Consider the following 21,231-nt stretch of genomic DNA (forward strand, 5'->3'; position numbering starts at 1 on the left):
TAATTGCTGTACCATAGTGGACATATCTCCCATACGGATAGGATTCTGATATCTACTGAATCAGGAACGTTATCGCACAAGTCACGAAAGAACGAACCACGAAGGAGCGAAGGACACAAAGAAAATAGGGTTTCAGAGATATTTTGCGTAAGTCCTATGAATTAATCATAATAGACATCCCGTAAAAAAAATGTAGAGACTTTCCATATCGCATTTCTACTGTAAAACGAAAAATTAGATTTCTTTAACTCTTATTCTTTGCGTCTTTGCGCCTTGGCGTGAGGCTAATTCATACATTCAATTAGCAAAGCCAAAAAATCTCATAATTTTCACTTAATATATAAAATTAAAGCGAAAGATAAAACCAAACAAACAGACTCCATGCGTATTTCTCTAAACTGGTTAAAAGAACTCGTAGAAATCAAACAGACTCCAGAAGAACTGGCGGAAACCTTGACAATGGCAGGGTTTGAAGTAGAAGATATAGAAGATCGTCGCACTTGGGCAGATGGTGTTGTTGTGGGAAGAGTGCTAGAACGTCAACCACACCCCAATGCAGATAAACTGAGCGTTTGTACAGTTGATATTGGTGCTGCTGAGACTGTAAATATCGTTTGCGGTGCTGGAAACGTCCGCGCAGACATCTATGTTCCCGTCGCAACTACAGGAACTTATTTACCCAACATTGATTTAAAAATTAAACCTGCAAAACTGCGCGGTGTTCCCTCCAACGGCATGATATGTTCTTTGAAGGAACTAGGTTTACCCACTGATATTGACGGTATTCATATCTTCCCGGAGGAAAATCTTGTTCTGGGTAGTGACGTGCGTCCCCTGTTGGGTTTGGAAGATGTGATTTTAGATGTCACCGCTACCGCTAACCGTGCTGACGCTTTATCTATGGTGGGTATTGCGCGGGAAGTAGCAGCTTTAACTGGGGGAAAATTATCAATTCCCCAAATTGCAGAAGTGGAAAATACCAAAACTGCAAAAAATCTCACTTTGAAAATTTCCGAAACCCAAGCTTGTCCGGCTTATATTGGTACAGTTGTTGAACAAGTAAAAATTGCACCTTCTCCTGAATGGTTACAACAACGTTTGCGTTCTGCGGGTGTCAGACCAATTAATAATGTAGTTGATATCACTAACTATGTGTTGTTAGAAAGAGGACAACCTCTCCACGCTTTCGACAAAGAGCGTTTACAATCTGTAGGTGGGGGAGAAAATTTAATTATTGGTGTGCGGTTTGCGGAAACGGGAGAAACTTTAAAAACCTTAGATGGAAATAACCGGAATTTATCAACCCAAAATTTATTAATTACTGCTAATAATCAAGCGGTGGCTTTAGCAGGTGTCATGGGTGGTGCGGAAACGGAAGTTCATGAAGGTACACAAAGTTTAGTTTTAGAAGCTGCATTATTTGATTCTGTGGCTATTCGTCGTTCTTCTCGGAGTGCGGGGTTAAGAAGTGAGGCTTCTGGCAGATATGAAAGAGGAGTAAATCGGGCAGAATTAGAAATAGCTTGTCACCGCGCTTTATCTTTAATTAGTGAGTTAGCAGCAGGGGTAATTGTTCAGCAGGAAATTTCCGATTATCGTCCAGATGCTTCCACTTGGTCACATTCTATTACCTTGCGTTTGGATAGAGTCAATGAAGTGCTAGGTCCAATTGAATTAGCAGGAGAAACAGGAGAACTACAAGCAGAAGATGTAGAAAAAATCCTCACTGCTTTAGGATGTAAATTAATCACAATTGAAGAACAAATTTGGCAGGTAACAGTACCTCCTTATCGTTATCGGGATTTAGAACGGGAAATTGATTTAATTGAAGAAATTGCTCGTTTATATGGTTATGATAAATTCTGCGATACTTTACCAGAAAAATCTGAAGCTGGTTATTTACCTTTAGATCAAGAATTAGTTCGTAAGTTAAGATCGTGTCTAAGGGCTGAAGGTTTGACGGAATTAATTCATTATTCTTTAGTTAAACCAGGTGAAGATAGACAAATAGTTTTAAGTAATCCTTTGTTTGCTGAATATTCAGCTTTACGCACTGATTTGATTTCTGGTTTAATTGATGCCTTTCAATACAATTTACAACAAGGAAATGGGGCATTAAATGGTTTTGAAATCGGCAGGATTTTCTGGCGCGAAGAAGAAGGTTTAGAAGAAGCGGAAATATTGGCTGGGATTATTGGTGGTGATATAACTTCTGGTAAATGGTTACGGGGTGGGAAAGAAGAACCAATTACTTGGTTTGAAGCAAAAGGCATTTTAGAAAGTGTCTTTAGACAACTGGGTTTAGAGGTGGAATTTCAACCAGAAAATCGAGATTCTCGCTTACATCCTGGACGCACTGCTTCACTTTGGGAAAGAGGAAATAGATTGGGTACATTTGGTCAAGTTCATCCCCAATTACGGCGAGAAAAAGATTTACCAGATGCCGTTTATGTGTTTCAATTAGATTTAGATGCGTTATTAGATGCCGTAAGTAGTGAAGAGTTATTAACTCCCAAATTTACATCTTACTCTACTTATCCAGCCAGCGATCGCGATATTGCCTTTTTTGCCCCAATTAAAATCACAGTCTCGGAAATTGAAAAGGTCATTAACAAAGCCGGTAAGGGGTTATTAGACTCAGTAGAAGTGTTTGATGAATATCGTGGTGAAAATGTCCCCACAGGACAACGCAGTTTAGCTTTTCGCTTAGTTTATCGTGTGAGCGATCGCACTCTGACTGAAACTGAAATTGAACCAGTTCATGATAAGGTGAGGACGGCTTTAGTCGAGAAATTTGGTGTTAGTCTCAGAAGTTAGAATTTGGTAATTGGTAATGGGAAAAAGGTAATTCCCAATTCTCATTACCATTTGGGGTATATAGCAATTCCCATTTAAGTGAGGTACAAGAACAGGACTTACGCAAAATTATGAAGAAATGAACCGCAGAGGACGCAGGAGAGAAATTTCCTTCTCTCTTCTTCCTCCTGACTTCTTTACCTCGGTTTTCCTAGTGTCGTAATGTAGATAACGGCTTCATCAGTAGGGATACCCAAAACTTCGTTTACTTGGTCATCAAAGAAGCCAGCGATACCACTGACACCCAAATTGAGCCGAATAGCTGCTAAATTTAGTCTTTGTCCTAAAATACCAGCATCTAAATGTAAATAACGGTAAACACGATCTCCATATTGAGCGATCGCATTTTTTAAATCAGCGGTATGAAATAATACTGCTCCTGCATCCCTACCTAATTCCTGTCCCAAACACAGAAAATGTAATTCTCGACGGAAATTTTTAAAGCGAATTTGTCGTAATTCTTGCGCTTTTGGTGCGTAATAATAACAACCAGCATCTAATCCTTGCACTCCAGAAACAACAATAAATGTTTCTATTAAATTCAAATCGAAATGATCAGGATGAGGATCTAAATTTTGATCAATGTAATTTTGAGGTTGATAAGTAAAATCCAGTAAAGCTTTGAGTTCATCAAAATTCAAATTTTCACCATTATACGCACGGGTAGAACGGCGTTTATAGATAGTATTTGATAATTCTGATAAATGTTCTCCCCAATAAATTGGTGCAGTTCGAGTCGGAATCTTTTCACAGAAAGGAAAATTGTATTTATCTTCTAAAGACTTTTCTGGTTGGACATTTGGTAGATTTAACTTATCAGTTGTTGTAGATGAAATTTGGGTATGTAAATGAAAATATTTCAGCAATTCACCATCAGGAATAGATGGATAATTAGTATCAGTTGTTGAAGGTAAAGCAGTTCGTCCTAGAGGTAAATTTTGACGCACATCTAACAAATCTGCCAAAGCTAAAACAGCCGTTGTTCCTTCTTGTTCCTGATCAATATAAAGTAAATCATTAACAGCTTCATCCACAAAACCGCCGATTAAATGAGCGCGATAATCAGCAATATTAGCAGCCAACTCAATATTACTTAAAAGATGCCCAGTATCGAGAAAAATTCGGCGGTAAGCCCTGTCTTCATAACGCCAAGCAGAACGATAAAAAACCGCAGTAGTAATAATAGCTAATTGGGTACTTTCTAAAGCAGGATGCCAAAAACAAGCCGCTTGTAAAGTTTGCCAAACATCACTTTCCCAAAAGTGCATTAAAGAATGACTTCGACATTGATAGTTATAGAGTCCCGGTGGTAATAATGGCGTACCACGAGAAACTAAATATACCTCAGCCGGATACAACCCCCCAGCACTGGGAGCAGACCGTAGGTATACAGCACTACCCATAGAAGGCATTTTTGCCGTGAGTCCATAACTGTGAAATAATAGTTGAGAAAGTCGCCACCACCATTGGGTATCTAATTTATTAGCAACTGTTTCCACCGTTTCTTGCAGATAGGGTTTGAGGTCAATATCAGCACCAATTTTGTACTCTTTAAACGGTACAGGCTGTTTAGCCCAGTCTAAATTATGACTTTTAGAAGCCAGTGTTTGGGGGTCATATTTAGTCCGGTCGTGATAATGTTGAGCTATGGATTGATCGATTTCTGGCATAGTAATTTTAATATCCTCGTATTCCTATTCTTGATTTTGACATTCATTTGCTCGATTAATTCGTGCTAATCAGTACAATTTTCAACCATGCAAAATTAGAAACTAAAAGTTCAAACCTGAAAATTTATTTTTTCTGCTAAAATTCCCTCTCAGTTGTCCTCGAAAAGATTAAGAAAATGATACCTGTCCGTCACACTCTATCAACATCTGATATTCAACTTTCTTACCTGGAATGGAATCAAGGTCAAGAACCATTACTGTTGTTACATGGTATGGCTGATAATGCTTTGGTTTGGTCTAGTTTAGGAGATTATTTAGCAGCAGATTATCATATAATTGCACCAGATATGCGTGGTCATGGTGAGAGTAGTAAACCAGAAAAAGATTATACTTTTGACAGTGCGATCGCTGATTTGGAAGCATTAATGGATAAAATGGGATGGTCTGCGGCTCATATCGTCAGTCACTCTTGGACAGGGAAATTAGCCGCTATTTGGGCTAGAAAAAACCCAGCCAGGTTAAAAAGTATCACACTAGTAGATCCCATTTTTATCTGGAAAATGCCCAGTTTCCTCAAAATCACATTTCCTCTATTGTACCGCGTCTTACCTTTCCTCAAAAGCATGGGACCTTTTGCTAGTTACGAAGAAGCCGAACAAAAAATTCGACAACTCAGCCAATATCTAAATTGGAGTTCTTTACAACAGCAAGTTTTTCAAGCCGGAATTGAACAAAAATCCGATGGTACTTGGGGTAGCAAATTTACCATTGCCGCCCGTGACGGCATTTTTGACGCAGTAATGGACGTACCAGGTTTCATTAACCCAGTTGATACACCTGCCCTCTTTATACAACCAGAAAAAGGTGTCAACCGCCAAAATTGGCAAATTCAACCCTACAAAACCAACCTCAAAAACTTAAATTTCCTGCAAGTTCCCGGAAATCATTGGCCATTTTTAAGTAACCCTACAGAATTTAATCAAACAGTCGCTGCTTTTTTAGCAACCCAAAAATGAGATAATCATCTCAAGTTGTCAATTATCAATTATCAATTGTCAATTATTTATGAGCCTCTGCATTAATCCAGTTTGTCCTCAACCCAACCACCCAGATAATGATGAAAACCGCTTTTGTCAAAGTTGTGGTTCGCAATTGGAATTGATAGGACGTTATCGAGTCTTACGTTTATTGAGTGACAAAACTGGTTTTAGCAAAGTTTATGAAGCTTACCAGCAAGACACACCAAAAATTCTCAAAGTCCTCAAAGAAGAACTAGCAAATGATTCTAAAGCTGTTTCCTTATTTCAACAAGAAGTAAATGTTTTAGAACAATTAAATCATCCTGGTATTCCCAAAGCTGAAGGTTACTTTCCATATCAAACCAGAAATAATGTGATCTTACATTGTATGGTCATGGAAAAGATTGAAGGACCGAATTTAGAACAATGGTTAAAGCAACAACAAAATCGCCCAATTTCCGAAGCTCAAGCCATAGTTTGGTTAAAACAATTATTAGAAATCTTAGATTTAGTTCATAACCAACAATATCTCCATAGAGATATTAAACCATCAAATATCATGATTCGTCCTGATGGACAATTAGTATTAATTGACTTTGGTACAGCCAGAGAAATCACCAGAACCTATCTAGCAAATGGTGGAGGAATGACAGCCATTTCATCATCTGGTTATAGCCCTCCCGAACAAATGCGAGGACAAGCCATAGCCCAATCAGATTTCTTTGCTTTAGGACGGACATTTGTATTTTTATTAACGGGATTTCAACCCGGACAATTATATGATCCTCATTTAGATATTTTACAATGGCGACATCATACAAATCATGTTTCTCCATTATTATTAGATTTCATTGATTGGTTAATGTCAATGGAAGTGAATAAACGTCCTCACAATGTTGAAGAAATTTTGAGCAGATTAGCAGAAATTGAGTGTCAACTAACAGAAAATACATCTGCAACTGTGAATATTGGAGGAGATTTAAAAACCGCAATAGTTAACAAAATAACTACTAATCACACCGTTATTCCACCCCAAAAACAACCAGAAAAGTTACCAATATTAGCCTGGTTTACAGCTTTAATTGTTTCCTTATTATTACTTTGGTGGATAGCATTCGCAAACAGAAATAATAAATTTACCGTTCTTCCTCCTGACTATGGACAAGCACCAGTGAAAAAAGGCAATGTTGATTATTTTCCTTATGAAGAAGGGAAAGATAGTCAAGGCAGAGTTGCCGAATTTAATATTGCGGTTTTATCAGTAGAATATAAATGGCAATTAGGTAGCACTTACCAAATTAAATATCAGGATCAAACTATTACCCTTGATTCCTTAAAATCTAACTTAGAACAAGAAGGTATCCAGAAAATTATGGAAAATCCCAGCGAGATTATTTCCGTAGGAACAGCATCTTGTGAAGGTGATATCGCTGCTGAACAAAGACGTGCGTTAGAACGTTCTCAGCAAATCCAATTATTAGGAAAAAAGATATTTAGTAATACACCCAGCGTTACAGGTTATCGCTTATTAAATCTGGGACAATTTCAAAGAAAAGATTGTCAATCTAGCCAAGACTCAACAGCTTATCAACGCAGTATTATTATTATTGGTGTCAAAAAACAAGCCGAAGGAGTAATATTAGATGAAGCTTTAAGAGATAGATTAGAGAGAAAGCCTTTTGCTGATTTTAAATTAGAAGATTATTCTCTAGGTTCACCAGATAAGTTTAAAACTATCCCCAGTAATTTATAGTAGTGCTTTATGATTAAAAAAGCAGATATCAGCACCAAGAAATTAATCAGCCTCGCTCCCGAAAATTGGGTAAAATGGGTAACACAAATCCCCGATATTACCACCGGAGAAATTCTCAACTCCGAATTTCAATGGATAAGTAGAGAAAGTGATGTATTAATCAAAGCTACCAGTCCTCAGTACGGCGAATTTCTTGTTCTCAATGAGTTACAATTACGGTATAAGCCAGAAATGCCCAAAAGAATGCGGGCTTATGCAGCATTAGCGGAAGAAAAATATGATCTTCCCACCTACCCCGTATTAATTAACATCCTGAAAGAAAGTGAAGCAGAAATTCCTAAACGTTATGAATCAGAGTTTGCAGGTTTACGGGCGCGTCAAGACTATCAGGTGATCAATCTTTGGGAAGTTGATGTAGAAATAGCTTTAAGCCAACCTATTCCCTCGCTGCTTCCCTTTGTACCAATTCTCAAAGGTGGAGGAGGAGAATCAACAGTTAGACAAGCATTACAAATGCTTCGTGCTGATGAAAAATTAAGCCAGTTAGAAACAGTTATGGCTTTTTTTGCTACATTCGTATTAGATAGCGCCTTAGTTCAACAAATCATGAGGTGGGATATGGCAATATTACAAGAATCTCCTTGGTATCAACAGATTAAGGAAGAAGGAAGAAGAGAAGGGGGAAGACAGGTAATGCTGTCATCTATTGAACTAATTTTAGAGTTGAAATTTGCTCAAGAAGGTTTACAATTCATGCCCGAAATATCACAAATTGCTGATTTAGAACAGTTAAAAAATATTCAAAGAAGCATTCTAACTGTAAATACTCTTGATGAATTACAGCAGTTTCTGCAAAGAAATTAAACTTGTGTTTTTAAATTAGTATTACTCTCCTAATCAGGGGAGAAATAATATCCAATTAGATAATTTCGTAGAGGGAGTATAGAGGTGTTAGAAAAATCTTTCTTTTATCAGGAAATTTTGCATAAAGGTAGAGAAGAAGGACGGTTGCAAGAAAGGCTTTCTGCTATTGAGTTATCTTTAGATGTAAAATTCGGCAGAGAAGGGTTAGAACTAATATCCGAAATCTCCCAAATTTCTGATTTGGAAAGATTAAAAATTATTCATAAGGATATTCTCACGGTACATAGTCTTGATCAACTACGGGAAATTATTCAGAACATTCACATTTCTGAACCAAATTAAATTATCAATAATTTATGCTCCCATTCCTGAATACTTCTTCAAACCCAAACGCCATAAAACACGATTAGCACCTAAAAATATTAAAAACCAACCTAATATTGATAAAAATCCTCTTGTTAAATCTACAGGTAATCCTACCAAAATCCTAGCGGGAAAATCAATAATATAGGGAAAAGGTGTTAACATAACTATGTTACGGACATCTTCAGGAAAAACATCTAAAGGTGCAATCAAACCCGATAAAAATAGAAAAAACAAAAACCATAGATTTTCTAAAGCGGTAGCTCTTTCTGTCCAAAATGCAAACATAGCAAAAGTATATTGCATAATAAACCGTAAAGCAAATGCCATAATTCCTGCCAATATGAATAGCAATAAATTAGCTATACTCGGCAACCAAAAAGCTTGAGGATATAAAACAAAAAATAACATTGATAAAAGCAATATAAAAGGTATTCGAGCTAATCTTTCAGCAGCATGATAAGCTACATCATGCCAAACTGGATCTATAGGTTGTAATAATTTTGGTGAAAGTTTACCTTCTACTACTTCTTTTTCAAATTCATAAATTACCCAGACAACGCTGATTTGTCTAGCTATGAAAACCGCGAAAAAATACCGAGCAAAATCTACAGGTCCTAAACCAAATATACCACCTTCAGCCGCTTGCACCCAAACACCCATCATGATAATTGGTAGAGAACCAGATAAAACCCATAATATTAATTCTGACCTATATTCCAACATATAGGCATAGTATACTGATAGAAAAGTCAAGGCTTTTTTTAATTTTTTTTTCATGGTTATTAATAAGTTAGTTAAACCCTTTTTGAAAAACTCGGCCAATTACTTCTTCTACTGGTGGTTCTGTGACTGTTAAATCTACCACTTCTAAATCTGCTAAAATTTGGGAAACAGTGCGAGTCAATGCTTCTTGTTGCACAATAAATCTAACGGCTCTTCCTTCCACCATTTGCACATCACCATAGGACATAAGTTTTTCTAGTGGTAATGCTTGAACTAACTCCACATAAATTTCTCGATAAGGGGCAAAATTTTCTAATAATCCATCTAATCTGCCATCATACATGAGTTTTCCTTCGTGTATTAATAACACCCGTTCACACAAAGCTGTAATGTCAGCCATGTAATGACTAGTTAATAATACAGTTGCTTGATACAGCCGATTATATTCTTTTAAAAAGTCACGGACTCCGACTTGAGCATTAACATCTAATCCTAAAGTTGGTTCATCGAGAAATAAAACTTGGGGACGGTGTAAAAGTGCTGCTAATAGTTCAGCTTTCATCCGTTCACCTAATGATAATTTTCGCACAGGTTGGGTGAGTTTACCTGATAAAGCCAGCATTTCTGTTAATTCACCTATTCGACGTTGAAATTCTTTGTCAGAAATATTATAAACTGCGGCGTTAATTCTCAAAGAATCAAGGGCTGGTAAATCCCAAATTAATTGCTGTTTTTGTCCCATCACTAAAGTGATTTTTTGCAAAAATGCTTCTTGACGATTAAAGGGAACAAATCCACCAACTTTAACTGTACCATGAGAAGGATGTATTAGCCCTGTTAGCATTTTTAAAGTGGTAGTTTTACCAGCACCATTAGGACCCAAAAAACCAACTATTTCCCCAGGTTCAATACTAAAAGAAACATTTTTAACTGCTGGAATTGAGCGATAAGTCCGGCGAAAAAAGTGGGTGATTGTTCCCCTGATCCCTGGATCTTTAATTGCTACTGGATAGGATTTACTGAGGTTTTCTGCTGTAATAATTGACATAAAAATTTTGTCCCCTGCTACTTAATGACCTGGAGTTTTTCCACTCTACTAAGGATCGCACAGATGGCGTATAGAAAGCTTCTCTCCAGGAGAATCATTTTTTTCTAAATTTTTTAATTCCTGATTATTCTGCAAGTAATCTTTTATCCAATTACAAGCATAATCTAATTCGTTAAGAGCAAATATTTTGGGTAAATTCCAGATAATTGCCGTGCGATCGCGGCTAGTGGAAACTAAGGTGTTACCATCAGCACTAAAGGCTAAGGAAGACACAGCGTCAAGATGTCGAAACAGTGTAATTATTAGTTTTCCTTGCAGATCCCAGATTTGAATTGCATTTGTGCTATTTCCACCGGCGGCAAAAATTGTTTTTCCATCTCGGCTAAATCTTAATGGTCCTAATTTATATTTTGAATTTACCAATGTTCTTAAAAATTTCCCATCACGTTGCCATAATTTAATGGTGCGATCGTCGGAAGTCGAGGCTATCAACTGTCCATCTGGACTAAAGGTGACATCAAAAACTGCTAGATTATGCTCTTCTAAGGTCTTTAACAGCTTCCCCTCTCGACTCCACAGGCGGATGGTTTTATCATAACTGCCTGTTGCTAATACCTGACCATCGGGACTAAATGCTACACCCAGGATTGGTTCACTGTGTGCTTCGATAGTTTTTTGCAATCGAAAGCTAAACGGTTTTTTGTGATCTCGTTGCCAAAGCCGTAAAGTTCGATCAAAACCACCCGAAGCCAGAATTTGACCATCTGAACTAAGTGCTATGTCTTCAACTCCCGCAGTATGTCCTGGAAGTGTATCTATCAGAGTGCCATCAATTTTCCAGATTTTGATAGTTTTATCCCAACTCCCAGTTATTAAATACTCGCTATCACGACTAAAGACAACAGAGGTTACGCCATTTTCATGTCCTTTAAGACTTCTGAGTAACGTACCATCAGGTTTCCAAAGATTGACGACATTATCCCAATCTGTGGTAGCGATAATTTGATCATTGGGACTAATGGCAACTTTTGCTAGGTCTGATTGATGACCTCTTAAAACTTTGATTAAGGGATTTTGCGACTTCCAAAGTTTAACGCTACTATCCAGACTAGCAGTGGCCAAAATTTTACTATCAGGACTCCAAGCGATCGCCCAAACAGCTTCTTTATGTCCTGTCAACGTACCCAAATCTTTACCATCAAGACTATAAAGTTTTACCACTTTATCCCAACTAGCAGCAGCAAGGGTTTTATGATCAGGACTAAATGCCATGGCGATGATTGAATATCCGGCTTCAATGTTTTTCAGTTTTTGGCCATTAATACTCCAAAGCTCAATTTTTTTATTATTACCACCTGTAGCCAGCAATTTACCATCCGCAGAAATTGCTAAACCACGTACACCATCTTGACCACGATTGAAACTAACTAATTTTTTACCGTTAAGACTCCAAAGAACTGCTTTCCCATCAGCACTACCAGTAATTAATTTCTGACCATCGGGCGTAAACAAAACTTTAGAGATCGTCGTTTGATGAGCTTGAATAATCTTGAGTTTTTTATCTGCTAACTGCCATATTCCTAAATTACCATTATTTATCCCTATTGCCAGTAGTTTTCCATCAGGGCTAAAAGCTATACTTTTAACTTGTTCACTAACAGTAATAGTTGCTAATTCTTCACCATCTAATGACCAAAGTTTAATAGTTTTATCGGCACTACCGGAAGCAATAATTTTACCATCAGGACTAAAAGCCACTGCCCAAACTGTAGAATTATGCGGTTTAAATTTGCGAATGAATTTACCATTTTGTTGCCATAACCAAATTTCATTCTGACTAGCAATGACTATCATCTGGCTATCAAGACTCCAGGCTATATCCCAAATCAAACTAAGACCAGGTGCTGAAAGACGATTCCATTCTTGCGCTCCATAAATTGTTTGACGGAGGACATTATTTGTTAGTTCTTCTAGTTCAGGATTGTTAATTTTTAAATTGTTTAATTTAGTTTTAGCTTGAATCGCACCCTGTAAAGCTTCTAATTCTTGATGGGAAGTAAATTGAGCCGATGATGAAGATGCTAGAGCTTCAATTTCGCTCATTTTTGCTGATTTTTCATTTTGGAGAGATTGGCGATATAACCAGAAAGTTATCCCTCCTAAGCTAACAGCAGTTAAAAAAGCTGTACTAATAACTCCCAAGAGAACTTTTTGTAAGCGAGCATTTTTTTGTTGTTCCAGCAGTTGAATTTCAATATTTTTGGCTCTTTCTGCTACTAAAACAAGCTGTTGTTCTCTTCGTTCTAATTCTGCACTTTTAGCTAAAAATTGATTATCTAAATTTGTTAAACTTTTATCCCAAGCCCAAGCTTGAGCATCTTCAAGTGCTTGTCCTCTTAATAAACGAGATTCATCCGTTTGTCGGGAAGTTACCCACGCAGCAAAAGTTTGAGAGTAGGGACGTAAATTAGCTAATTTTTTTTCTACCCAATCTAAGTTAAATACTTTGGCATAAATGCGATTTTTAACAATTAATAATCCTGCTTGTTTAATTACTAAACCGGAGAGTAATAATTCTATTTGTTCTCTACTATCATCGCTTTTTACTTCTACACCTTGCAAAATTTGTTTGTAAATTCCCAATAATCTGCCGACAAGCTGTTGATGATAAAGTAGCCGATCTTTTATGGTTCTTAAATGTTCTGGTTCGTCTTGTGATTCCCAATTGTTAATAATATATTCATTAACAATATTATCTAACCAAAACTCTTCATAACCTTTAGCAAAATCTAGATGATGATCACTTATTTGAAAATTAATGATTAAATTACATAACTTTTGAGTTAAAAAAGGCTGTCCTCCTGTCCAATCTAAAATTTGTTTCATGACTGAGTGGGGATTAGGGATCACCAACTCTAATCCTTTAATTAAAGAATCTACCTCTTCTATTTGAAATCCTTTTAATTCAATTGCTTTACCAATATTAAAAGGTGTTCTTTGCACATCTTGAATTAAATCTGATGGAGTAGCTACTCCAAAAATTGCAAATGTTAATCGCTGATATTCTGGATCTATTGCTCTTTGATTATAGCAGTATCTAATTAGTGCAAAAAAATCATCTACAGGAAAATCTAAGCGGAGTATACTATCAATTTCATCTATAAAAATAATTAACTTTTCTTCGGGAAATTGAGTTAATAATTCCGCAATAAACCGACTTAAGTTATGTAGCAAGGAAATATCATCTCCGGTTTGCCACCATGATTTTAAGTTCAATTTTCCTAAAAGTTTAAATCCTCTGCATAAATCGGCAATTATTCCCTTATACCATTGACTTGGGGTAATATTCTCACTCCCAATATTTGTCATATCAATAGAGGTACATTTTAATCCTTCTTGTTCTAAATGGTGTTTAGTTCTCACTAACAGGGATGATTTACCCATTTGACGACAGTTGAGAACATAACAAAATTCACCCTGTTTTAAAGCGTTATATATTTCTATATCTGCTTGTCTTTCTACGTAACTAGGGGCATTATTTATGAGGCTACCACCAACTTGATATGTATGAGTATTCATAGTAGTAATATTTACTATTCATAATAGCCAAATTTAAATTTAGAACTTAAGATAGTGCGATCGCGTCCTAATTGCTTGGCTTGATACAGTGCTTGATCAGCAGCTTCAAAAAATTCTGTTATAGAAAAATATCCTGACGGAATAACACAAACAATTCCTAAGCTGATAGTTAATCTAGTTTTGTGCATTGCTTGAGTTTTATTAGTTAATCCAGAAATATTAATTCTCAATGATTTTACTGTTTCTCTGATTTCTTCAGCAATTATAATGGCTTCTTCTGCCTCTGTTTGTGGCAGAATTAAAGCAAATTCTTCACCACCATAACGAGCAACTAAAATATTGGGATCTTTGATGACTGAATTAATCCCTTGAGCAACTTGACGTAAACAATCATCACCACTTTGATGTCCGTAAGTGTCATTATAAAATTTAAATTCATCTACATCTGCTAATATTAAAGAGAGAGGTTCTTGGAGATTTGCCATTCTTTGCCATTCTAATTTAAAGTTTTCGTCAAAACATTTACGATTGGCAATTTGAGTCAGTTGATCAATATTAACTAATACTTGTAATTGCTCATTTTCTTTTTTTAGTTTATCCACCTTAATATCATGATCATCTATGAGTAAATTTTGTTGAAAAAATAAACGATACATTTCACAAAAAGGTTGATAATTCTCACCATTTGATTTAATCAACCCTAAACTATCTAATTTATAAACCAAATTTTTTGACAAATATATATTGCCATCTATAGAATTAACAATTTGATTATATGCCTGAGATAATTCTGGATTTTTTTGTAATATATTTAGTAAACTTCTTAAATATTCACTGTAAATCCCATTATTAAGCACCCAATTATCTAGAATTTCTGGTAAAGAAATTTTCTGCTGGTAGAGATAATACAAACCTTGATGAATTAAATAGGGATGTCCTCCCACCAAAGTCATTAATTTTTCTACAGCTTGACTATCAAACCAATCTATTTCGTACTGTTTCGCTAATTTTGTCACTTGTTCAACTGTAAATTCTGGTAATTTCAATGACAAACCAACATTAAACGGAGATTGATTGATATTTAAAGGGATATAAACTTCGGTGGAGTGCAATAATACCAACCGAACTTTTTCCCAAATTGGAGTTTGTTTAGCTTGTTCATGCCAACTGCGTAGCAGAAGTAGAAAATCTTGGGCAATTTGTTGATGCTCAAAAATATAATCTATTTCATGTAAAATTAAAACTATTGGACTCTGAATTTGCTCTAATAAATAACCCTCAAAATAAATTGAAGCACTAACTTTACTACCAATTTCTTCATCCCAATAATCATCTAAAAGTGATACAAGTGATAACTGTCGAGCTACATTCGCACAAAACCAACGTAAAAATTATTAAGACTAAAGAAAGTTTGTCTATCTACTAGTTTAAAATCTATGGTAACTATTGAATATCCCACTGCCTGAGCTTGATCAATTAGCCGTAACATCAAAGAACTTTTGCCCATGTGTCGTGGTGCTTTAATGCGAATTAAACTCCCTGGTTTGAGTAATTCTGTATAAGCATCGCTTTCAATGGGAGGGCGTTCAATATAAAATCGGGAATTAGATGGTAGTGGATCACCTGGTAAAGTAATATTTTTCTTCATTTGCAATCTATCTTGTTAGTTTGGTATTAATCTTTGATTTCCGTTACGAAATCTGAAATAATAAAATTTTAAGTATAATCCCTCATTTTTTAACTTATGTAAGCACATTAGATAAATTAGTTATAAAAATTAACACTTCCCAAACTGGCATTGAATAACTTATTAATTGTCAATTGTCAATTGTCAATTGTCAATTGTTGACCTACCTTAAACGCCCTGAGCGTAAAATACTAATAATTAACCATAATCCTAATAAACTAGCCGCACTAAATAGAACAATACTGATATAGGATAGCTGTAATGTTTGGGTTTTAGTAGAAATAATAGCAGCACCCATAATCAGTGAACCTACTAAGATACTAAATGAAAGACGGTTAGCAGCATCATCTAATGTCCGCCGCATACCATCTAATCCTTTTAGTGATAAATTCCACTGTAAAGTTTCAGAGGTTAAACGGTCTAATAATAATTCAATATTTCGAGGAGATTGTAAAGATAGAGTTTTAATATCTAGGGCTGTGCGTAAGAGCGATCGCACTGGACTATCTCCCAATAACTGACGACGAAATAAATCTGTAATTAATGGTTTAATCTCATCAAATAAATTGACTTCTGGATTAAAAGTGCGGGCTACTCCTTCCAAATTTGCTAAAGTTTTTGCGTATAAACCCATATTACTAGGTAATCTAATTTGATTATTTCTGGCAATTTGCAAAATCTCGTAAATTACCTGACTAAAATTCATTTCTGTCAGACTCACATTATGATACTTTCGTAACATTCGATCATAATCACTTTCTAATCTGGGCAAAAGAATGGGTTGTGCAGAATCAGAAAGTTGTAAAGTTAATTGAGCGCATCTTTGTGCATCTAAATCAACAATTGCTAACAACATTTCAGTTAATATTTGTTGAGTGCGGGGATCAAGTCTACCCATCATCCCACAATCTAAAAGAGCAATGCGACCATCTATCAAATAAAATAAATTACCAGGATGGGGATCAGCATGAAAAAACCCATCAATATATATCTGCTGAAAAAATGCGCGAAATAGTAAAGTAGTAATTTCTTTACGCTTTTCTTGATCACTTCCCAAATCTGCCAATAGGAAAGGTACACCGTCTAACCATTCCATGACTAGCAATTTTTCTGTAGTTAAATGCCAGTAAATTTCTGCAACTACTATTTGCTGGGGATCATACCAACGACTTTGGGATAAATTGCGCCGTAATTGATCTGTAAAACCTGCTTCGCGGGTGAAATCTAACTCAGCTTCTAAAGCTTTGGTAAATTCTTCCGCAATTGATTTAATATCAGCAGTCTGTCCAAACTCTGTGCGTGCAACCAAATCCGCAATCCCTTGAATTAAAGTAATATCTTGGGCAATGGTTTCATCAATTCCCGGACGTTGCACCTTGAGAGCTACTTCTTTACCATTTGCTAAAGTAGCGCGATGAGTTTGGGCAATTGATCCCGCCGCTACAGGAGTATGATTAATAGTAGTAAAGGTTTCTTCCAGTGGACTTTTTAGCTGTTTACGAATAAGTATTTCTACCTCTAACCAAGAAACTGGAGGAACTTCATCTTGAAGAGTTGACAGTTCCTCAATATAAGCAGCACTGAGTAAATCAGGACGGGTAGAAAGCAGTTGACCCAGTTTGACATAGACAGGTCCCAAATCTACCAAAATATTTTTCAACACAGCCGGGGGTGGTAATTGGGGTTGATCAGCTTTACCACCAGTCAACAGTCTTCTCATGTAATCCCAGCCATTGCGGAGGAATACTTCAATAATTTCTCTTTGACGAGGAACAGTTTGGGTTAAGAACATTTTTGGTAATTTGTCAGTTGTTAGTTGTCAGTTGTCAGTTGTCCGTTGTCAGTTGTCCGTTGAAAATATATTCCCCCTGCTCCCCTGCTCCCCTGCTCCCCTGCTCCCCTGCTCCCCTGCTCCCCTGCTCCCCCCGCACCCATTGGGGAAATATTATGTTTTTGATCAGCAATCATAAAGTTTGATTGCGATCGCCGAAAAAAAAGGCTCAAATCTGTTAATTGACATATACTGTCACAAAATACTATCGACAGTCTAGTTATAATGAATAACAATACTTTGAGCCATCTACCAAGAGTTTTAATTTTTACAATAGGTTTGTAAATCGTCCATCGTTTTGCAGGGTTTTAAGGATTTGCTTAATTTCCTGGGTACGATCTTTTTTTACTACCAGGGTAACATTGCGATCGCGCACAATCACCACATCTTCTAAACCAATAGTAACAATGACATCATCAGGATTGGAGGCATAAACAATTGCTCCTTGGGTATCCAAGCCCACATGGGTAGCAAGTTCTACATTAGGATTATCATCCTGCTTCAGTAACCTTTCAATCGCATTCCAATCGCCCAGATCATCCCAACCAAATGCCACCGGTAAAACGTATGCTAGACTTGTTTTTTCCATCAGCGCATAATCTATACTTTTTTTAGGCAGGTGGGGATAAATATCAGGGCCTTGTTGTTCTAAGGGTTCAATAATTTCTGGTGCATGGGTGCGTAATTCTTCCAGAACAACCCCGGCTCGAAAAACAAACATACCACTATTCCAGCTAAACCGTCCCGTTGATAAAAAAGTTTCTGCCGTTTCTCGGTCGGGCTTTTCAGTAAAACGGTTGACATGATAAGCTGGCAAGTCGTTAAAGCTACCTATCTTTTCACCTTGTTCAATATAACCATAGCCAGTTGATGGAAAATTAGGCTTGATCCCCAAAGTAACGATCGCTCTTTTACTAGTAGCCAACTCGGTAGCCGCAGCTAAAGTTTCTGCAAACACCTCCGGGTCAGCAATCCAGTGATCTGCCGGAAAAAAACCCAATAATAGCGTCTTCTCCATAACGCTTTTTAATTTCTAAACTTGTCCAAGCGACGGCCGCAGCAGTATCTCGTCCCTCTGATTCGATTAACAAATTTGACTCTGGTAGATCGGGAAGTTGTTCTCGTACTCCTTGAGCAATTGCACTAGAAGTAATTACCCACAGGTTTTCCCAACCGCCAGTCAGTGTCAACAACCGATCAGCGGTGGCTTGCATGAGGCTTCTAGAGCTACCATCAAGACTTAAAAATTGCTTAGGTCGGTCTAATCGGCTCAGAGGCCAAAAACGTTCACCTTTACCGCCAGCCAGAATTACAGGAAAAAATAAATTATTCATGCTGTCATACACACTGAACTTAGAACAATATAAGTGTACATTGATTCAATTTTGGATTGTATCCATTGCTGAATTTGATTGGTTGTATATGTTTCAATTATTACCTAGTAAAACGCCATACTTTGTCTAAATCAAAAAAAGTCTTGATTTGTAGGTTGGGTTGACGGATGTTACCCCACAAATGCTTATAAATGTTAGGTTTCGCTGTCACTTAACTCAACCTACCAAACATGGACAAGGTATTAAAAACACCTGAGTTCGACTTCAGCAAAAAAGTCTGGCATTAACTTTTCTCAAATCTAGAATTTGCATAGTGAGTTTTAAATTGCAATCTTTGTAGCTTGCAGTAACATACCTTTAGGGAGTGGTTGAGTGGGGAGAAAATTGTGATTAAACAAGTTCAAGTCTCAGAAAATCAAGTAACGCTTCAGCAAGTCCCAGCACCAGAACAGGAAGTAAAACAGCAACCTGTTCACCAACTGGATCATCAGGTAACATCTCAACAAATACCAGCGCCAAATCCGCCGGTTAAAACACAACAATTCGTTAACTCTTCTCATAACGTCGTTGACTCGGTGGGCGCTATTCCAAACGAACTATATGACCGCTTGGGCTTATCCGTACCACGATGGTTATTGTGGGTATTAACTGTTGTTTTAGGGATCATTCTCTCTGGATTACTGGTATCGAGTTTAGCACTATGGACTCCTCTATGGAGTAATCTAGATCAAACCAAAGATGATGAATTTGGCTCTAATAGACAAGATCAAGTAAAAGTACCTGGAGATTTATGGACTAAGCTTTCCCAGTACAAACTATCAAAACCCATGAATATTTTAATTATGGGTATTGAACCAGTTCCTGGGACTGTAGACGGTTCACCAGAAAGTTTTACTGGTAACAGCGATACCATGATGTTAGTCAGGCTAAATCCCAGTGATCAATCAATTCGGGTACTGTCAATTCCCAGAGGGACAATGATAGCAATCCCCGAACAAGGATTAACTAAGGTATCTGAAGCTAACGCCAAAGGTGGTCCAGTTTTGGCCGCACGGGTAGTTAGTCGCAGTTTAAATAATGCCCCCATAGATAGATATATCCGTATTTCTACCAGCGGTTTTCGGCAGTTAGTTGAACAATTGGGTGGGGTAGATGTATTTGTACCCCAAACAATGAATTATCAAGATCAGGCTGGTGGCTTTTCGATGAATTTAGTCAGTGGTTGGCAAAGTCTCAATGGTGAACAAGCCGAACAATTTGCCCGTTTTCGGGAAGAAGGACTGGGAGATTTATCGAGAGTACAGCGACAACAAGCACTAATAACTGCTTTATTGCAACGTCTCAATAGTCCCACCGTTTTACCCAGGTTGCCACAATTAACTCGCATTATGCGAAAATATTTTGACACTAACCTGAAAATGGAAGAAATGATGGCGTTGGCAAATTTCTCCGTCAATGTGGAACGGGATAATTTCCAAATGGCCATGTTACCTGGTACTTTCAGCCGATTCAGTCAAGATCCCAATAGCTATTGGTTAAATATGACTGGCCAACAAAACTTATTAAATAATTATGTTGGCGTAGATGTACCCGGTATTAAGTCAGATAATCGGCCAGTTTCTATTCAGCGAGTAGCTGTTCAAAATACGACTAATCAACCCCAGCTAACAGAAAAAGTAATCACCTATCTCAAGCAGAAAGGTTTTACTAATGTTTATGCAATTCCCGATTGGCCAGATACCCAACGCCAAACTCAGATTATTGTCCAAAGAGGCAACCGACAACCAGGAATTGACCTCCAACAAGTTTTAGGACTAGGACAAATCGAAGTTTCTGGAAATGGCGATTTGGAATCTGATCTCACAATTCGCATTGGTAAAGACTGGAAATAGTCAGTAGTCAGTGGTCATTAGTCAGTGGTTAAAAAAACGACTGACAACTGACAACTGACAACAAACAATTAACAAATTTATGAACAAGATTTTTTTAAAGTTTTTAGGTTTGATATTAATTTTAATTTTGGCGGTTTTGTGGGTAATTATGAATCCCCAACCAGCTTTAGCTCAAATTAATACCATTAATTACAGTAATGCTAATTTAGAAAATCGTGACTTTTCTTATACTGATTTAGTTGGTGGAACTTTTGTGGCAGCGGAAATGCGGGGAACAAATTTCCAAGGTGCGAATTTAACTAATGCAATTTTGACTAAAGGCGTTTTATTAAAAGCAAATTTAGAAGGTGCAAATTTAACAGGTGCTTTGGTTGATCGAGTTACCTTAGATAATGCTAATCTAAAGAACACTATTTTCACAGAAGCAACTTTAACCCGCAGCCGTTTTTATGATGCGGATATCACTGGTGCTGATTTCACAGATGCACTTATTGATCGTTATCAAGTATCACTACTCTGTGAAAGGGCAAGTGGTATAAATCCGGTAACAGGTATTTCTACAAAAGATAGTTTGGGTTGTAGATAGAAAACTAATAATTGACAACTAAC

The 21,231-nt window shown here is 36.9% G+C and carries 13 protein-coding genes and 2 pseudogenes; 7 read left to right on the forward strand and 8 right to left on the reverse strand.

The genetic code is table 11. The features are described from left to right. Positions 1–381: 381 nt before the first annotated feature. Positions 382–2,817, forward strand: a complete 2,436-nt coding sequence (gene pheT, locus FJR38_RS20270; RefSeq protein WP_168492065.1) for a phenylalanine--tRNA ligase subunit beta — start codon at positions 382–384, stop codon at positions 2,815–2,817. Between the two features lie 176 nt (positions 2,818–2,993). Here the strand turns inward: pheT and FJR38_RS20275 are convergent, their stop codons facing one another. Next, on the reverse strand, positions 2,994–4,526 hold the full coding sequence (locus FJR38_RS20275) for a SagB/ThcOx family dehydrogenase (protein ID WP_168539053.1): 1,533 nt from the start codon (positions 4,524–4,526) through the stop codon (positions 2,994–2,996). A gap of 176 nt (positions 4,527–4,702) precedes the next feature. Here FJR38_RS20275 and FJR38_RS20280 point away from each other — a divergent pair, with 176 nt between their 5' ends. The 4 genes from FJR38_RS20280 to FJR38_RS20295 all read left to right on the forward strand — a co-directional run bounded on the left by FJR38_RS20280 (position 4,703) and on the right by FJR38_RS20295 (position 8,504). Next, on the forward strand, positions 4,703–5,542 hold the full coding sequence (locus tag FJR38_RS20280) for an alpha/beta fold hydrolase (RefSeq protein WP_174764070.1): 840 nt from the start codon (positions 4,703–4,705) through the stop codon (positions 5,540–5,542). A gap of 49 nt (positions 5,543–5,591) precedes the next feature. Continuing rightward, positions 5,592–7,298, forward strand: a complete 1,707-nt coding sequence (locus FJR38_RS20285; RefSeq protein WP_168539055.1) for a serine/threonine-protein kinase — start codon at positions 5,592–5,594, stop codon at positions 7,296–7,298. A gap of 9 nt (positions 7,299–7,307) precedes the next feature. Next, positions 7,308–8,162 carry an Rpn family recombination-promoting nuclease/putative transposase gene (locus FJR38_RS20290; protein WP_168539057.1) on the forward strand — a complete coding sequence of 285 codons (855 nt, stop codon included), beginning with the start codon at positions 7,308–7,310 and terminating at the stop codon, positions 8,160–8,162. An 84-nt stretch (positions 8,163–8,246) separates the two neighbouring features. Next, positions 8,247–8,504: a hypothetical protein gene (locus tag FJR38_RS20295; RefSeq protein ID WP_168492059.1), complete on the forward strand. Its 258-nt coding sequence runs from the start codon at positions 8,247–8,249 to the stop codon at positions 8,502–8,504. 12 nt (positions 8,505–8,516) lie between these two features. On the opposite strand, the gene FJR38_RS20300 is transcribed toward FJR38_RS20295, so the two are convergent. From FJR38_RS20300 to FJR38_RS20325, 7 genes and pseudogenes are all read right to left on the reverse strand, one after another. Further along, the gene (locus tag FJR38_RS20300; RefSeq protein WP_168539059.1) at positions 8,517–9,305 is read right to left on the reverse strand and encodes an ABC-2 family transporter protein; all 789 of its coding nucleotides are present in this window, start codon (positions 9,303–9,305) and stop codon (positions 8,517–8,519) included. Between the two features lie 13 nt (positions 9,306–9,318). After that, positions 9,319–10,299: an ATP-binding cassette domain-containing protein gene (locus tag FJR38_RS20305; protein WP_168539061.1), complete on the reverse strand. Its 981-nt coding sequence runs from the start codon at positions 10,297–10,299 to the stop codon at positions 9,319–9,321. A gap of 48 nt (positions 10,300–10,347) precedes the next feature. Next, on the reverse strand, positions 10,348–13,878 hold the full coding sequence (locus FJR38_RS20310) for an AAA-like domain-containing protein (protein ID WP_168539063.1): 3,531 nt from the start codon (positions 13,876–13,878) through the stop codon (positions 10,348–10,350). 14 nt (positions 13,879–13,892) lie between these two features. Beyond that, complete coding sequence (locus FJR38_RS28665) at positions 13,893–14,534, reverse strand: diguanylate cyclase (RefSeq protein WP_254449525.1); 642 nt, start codon at positions 14,532–14,534, stop codon at positions 13,893–13,895. A 36-nt stretch (positions 14,535–14,570) separates the two neighbouring features. Further along, positions 14,571–15,526 (reverse strand): annotated as a pseudogene (locus FJR38_RS28670) (AAA-like domain-containing protein); the annotation flags it as partial. A 202-nt stretch (positions 15,527–15,728) separates the two neighbouring features. Next, positions 15,729–17,357, reverse strand: a complete 1,629-nt coding sequence (locus FJR38_RS20320; RefSeq protein WP_168539065.1) for an AarF/ABC1/UbiB kinase family protein — start codon at positions 17,355–17,357, stop codon at positions 15,729–15,731. 307 nt (positions 17,358–17,664) lie between these two features. Continuing rightward, positions 17,665–18,730 (reverse strand): annotated as a pseudogene (locus FJR38_RS20325) (mannose-1-phosphate guanylyltransferase). A gap of 386 nt (positions 18,731–19,116) precedes the next feature. On the opposite strand from FJR38_RS20325, the gene FJR38_RS20330 reads away from it, so the two are divergent. Together FJR38_RS20330 and FJR38_RS20335 are read left to right on the forward strand one after the other, a co-directional pair. Further along, positions 19,117–20,622, forward strand: a complete 1,506-nt coding sequence (locus FJR38_RS20330; protein WP_168492038.1) for an LCP family protein — start codon at positions 19,117–19,119, stop codon at positions 20,620–20,622. Positions 20,623–20,701: 79 nt separating this feature from the next. After that, complete coding sequence (locus FJR38_RS20335) at positions 20,702–21,208, forward strand: pentapeptide repeat-containing protein (RefSeq protein WP_168492036.1); 507 nt, start codon at positions 20,702–20,704, stop codon at positions 21,206–21,208. Positions 21,209–21,231: the final 23 nt, after the last annotated feature.

The organism is Anabaena sp. UHCC 0253, from assembly GCF_009712085.1.
In the GTDB taxonomy this organism is placed as follows: domain Bacteria; phylum Cyanobacteriota; class Cyanobacteriia; order Cyanobacteriales; family Nostocaceae; genus Dolichospermum.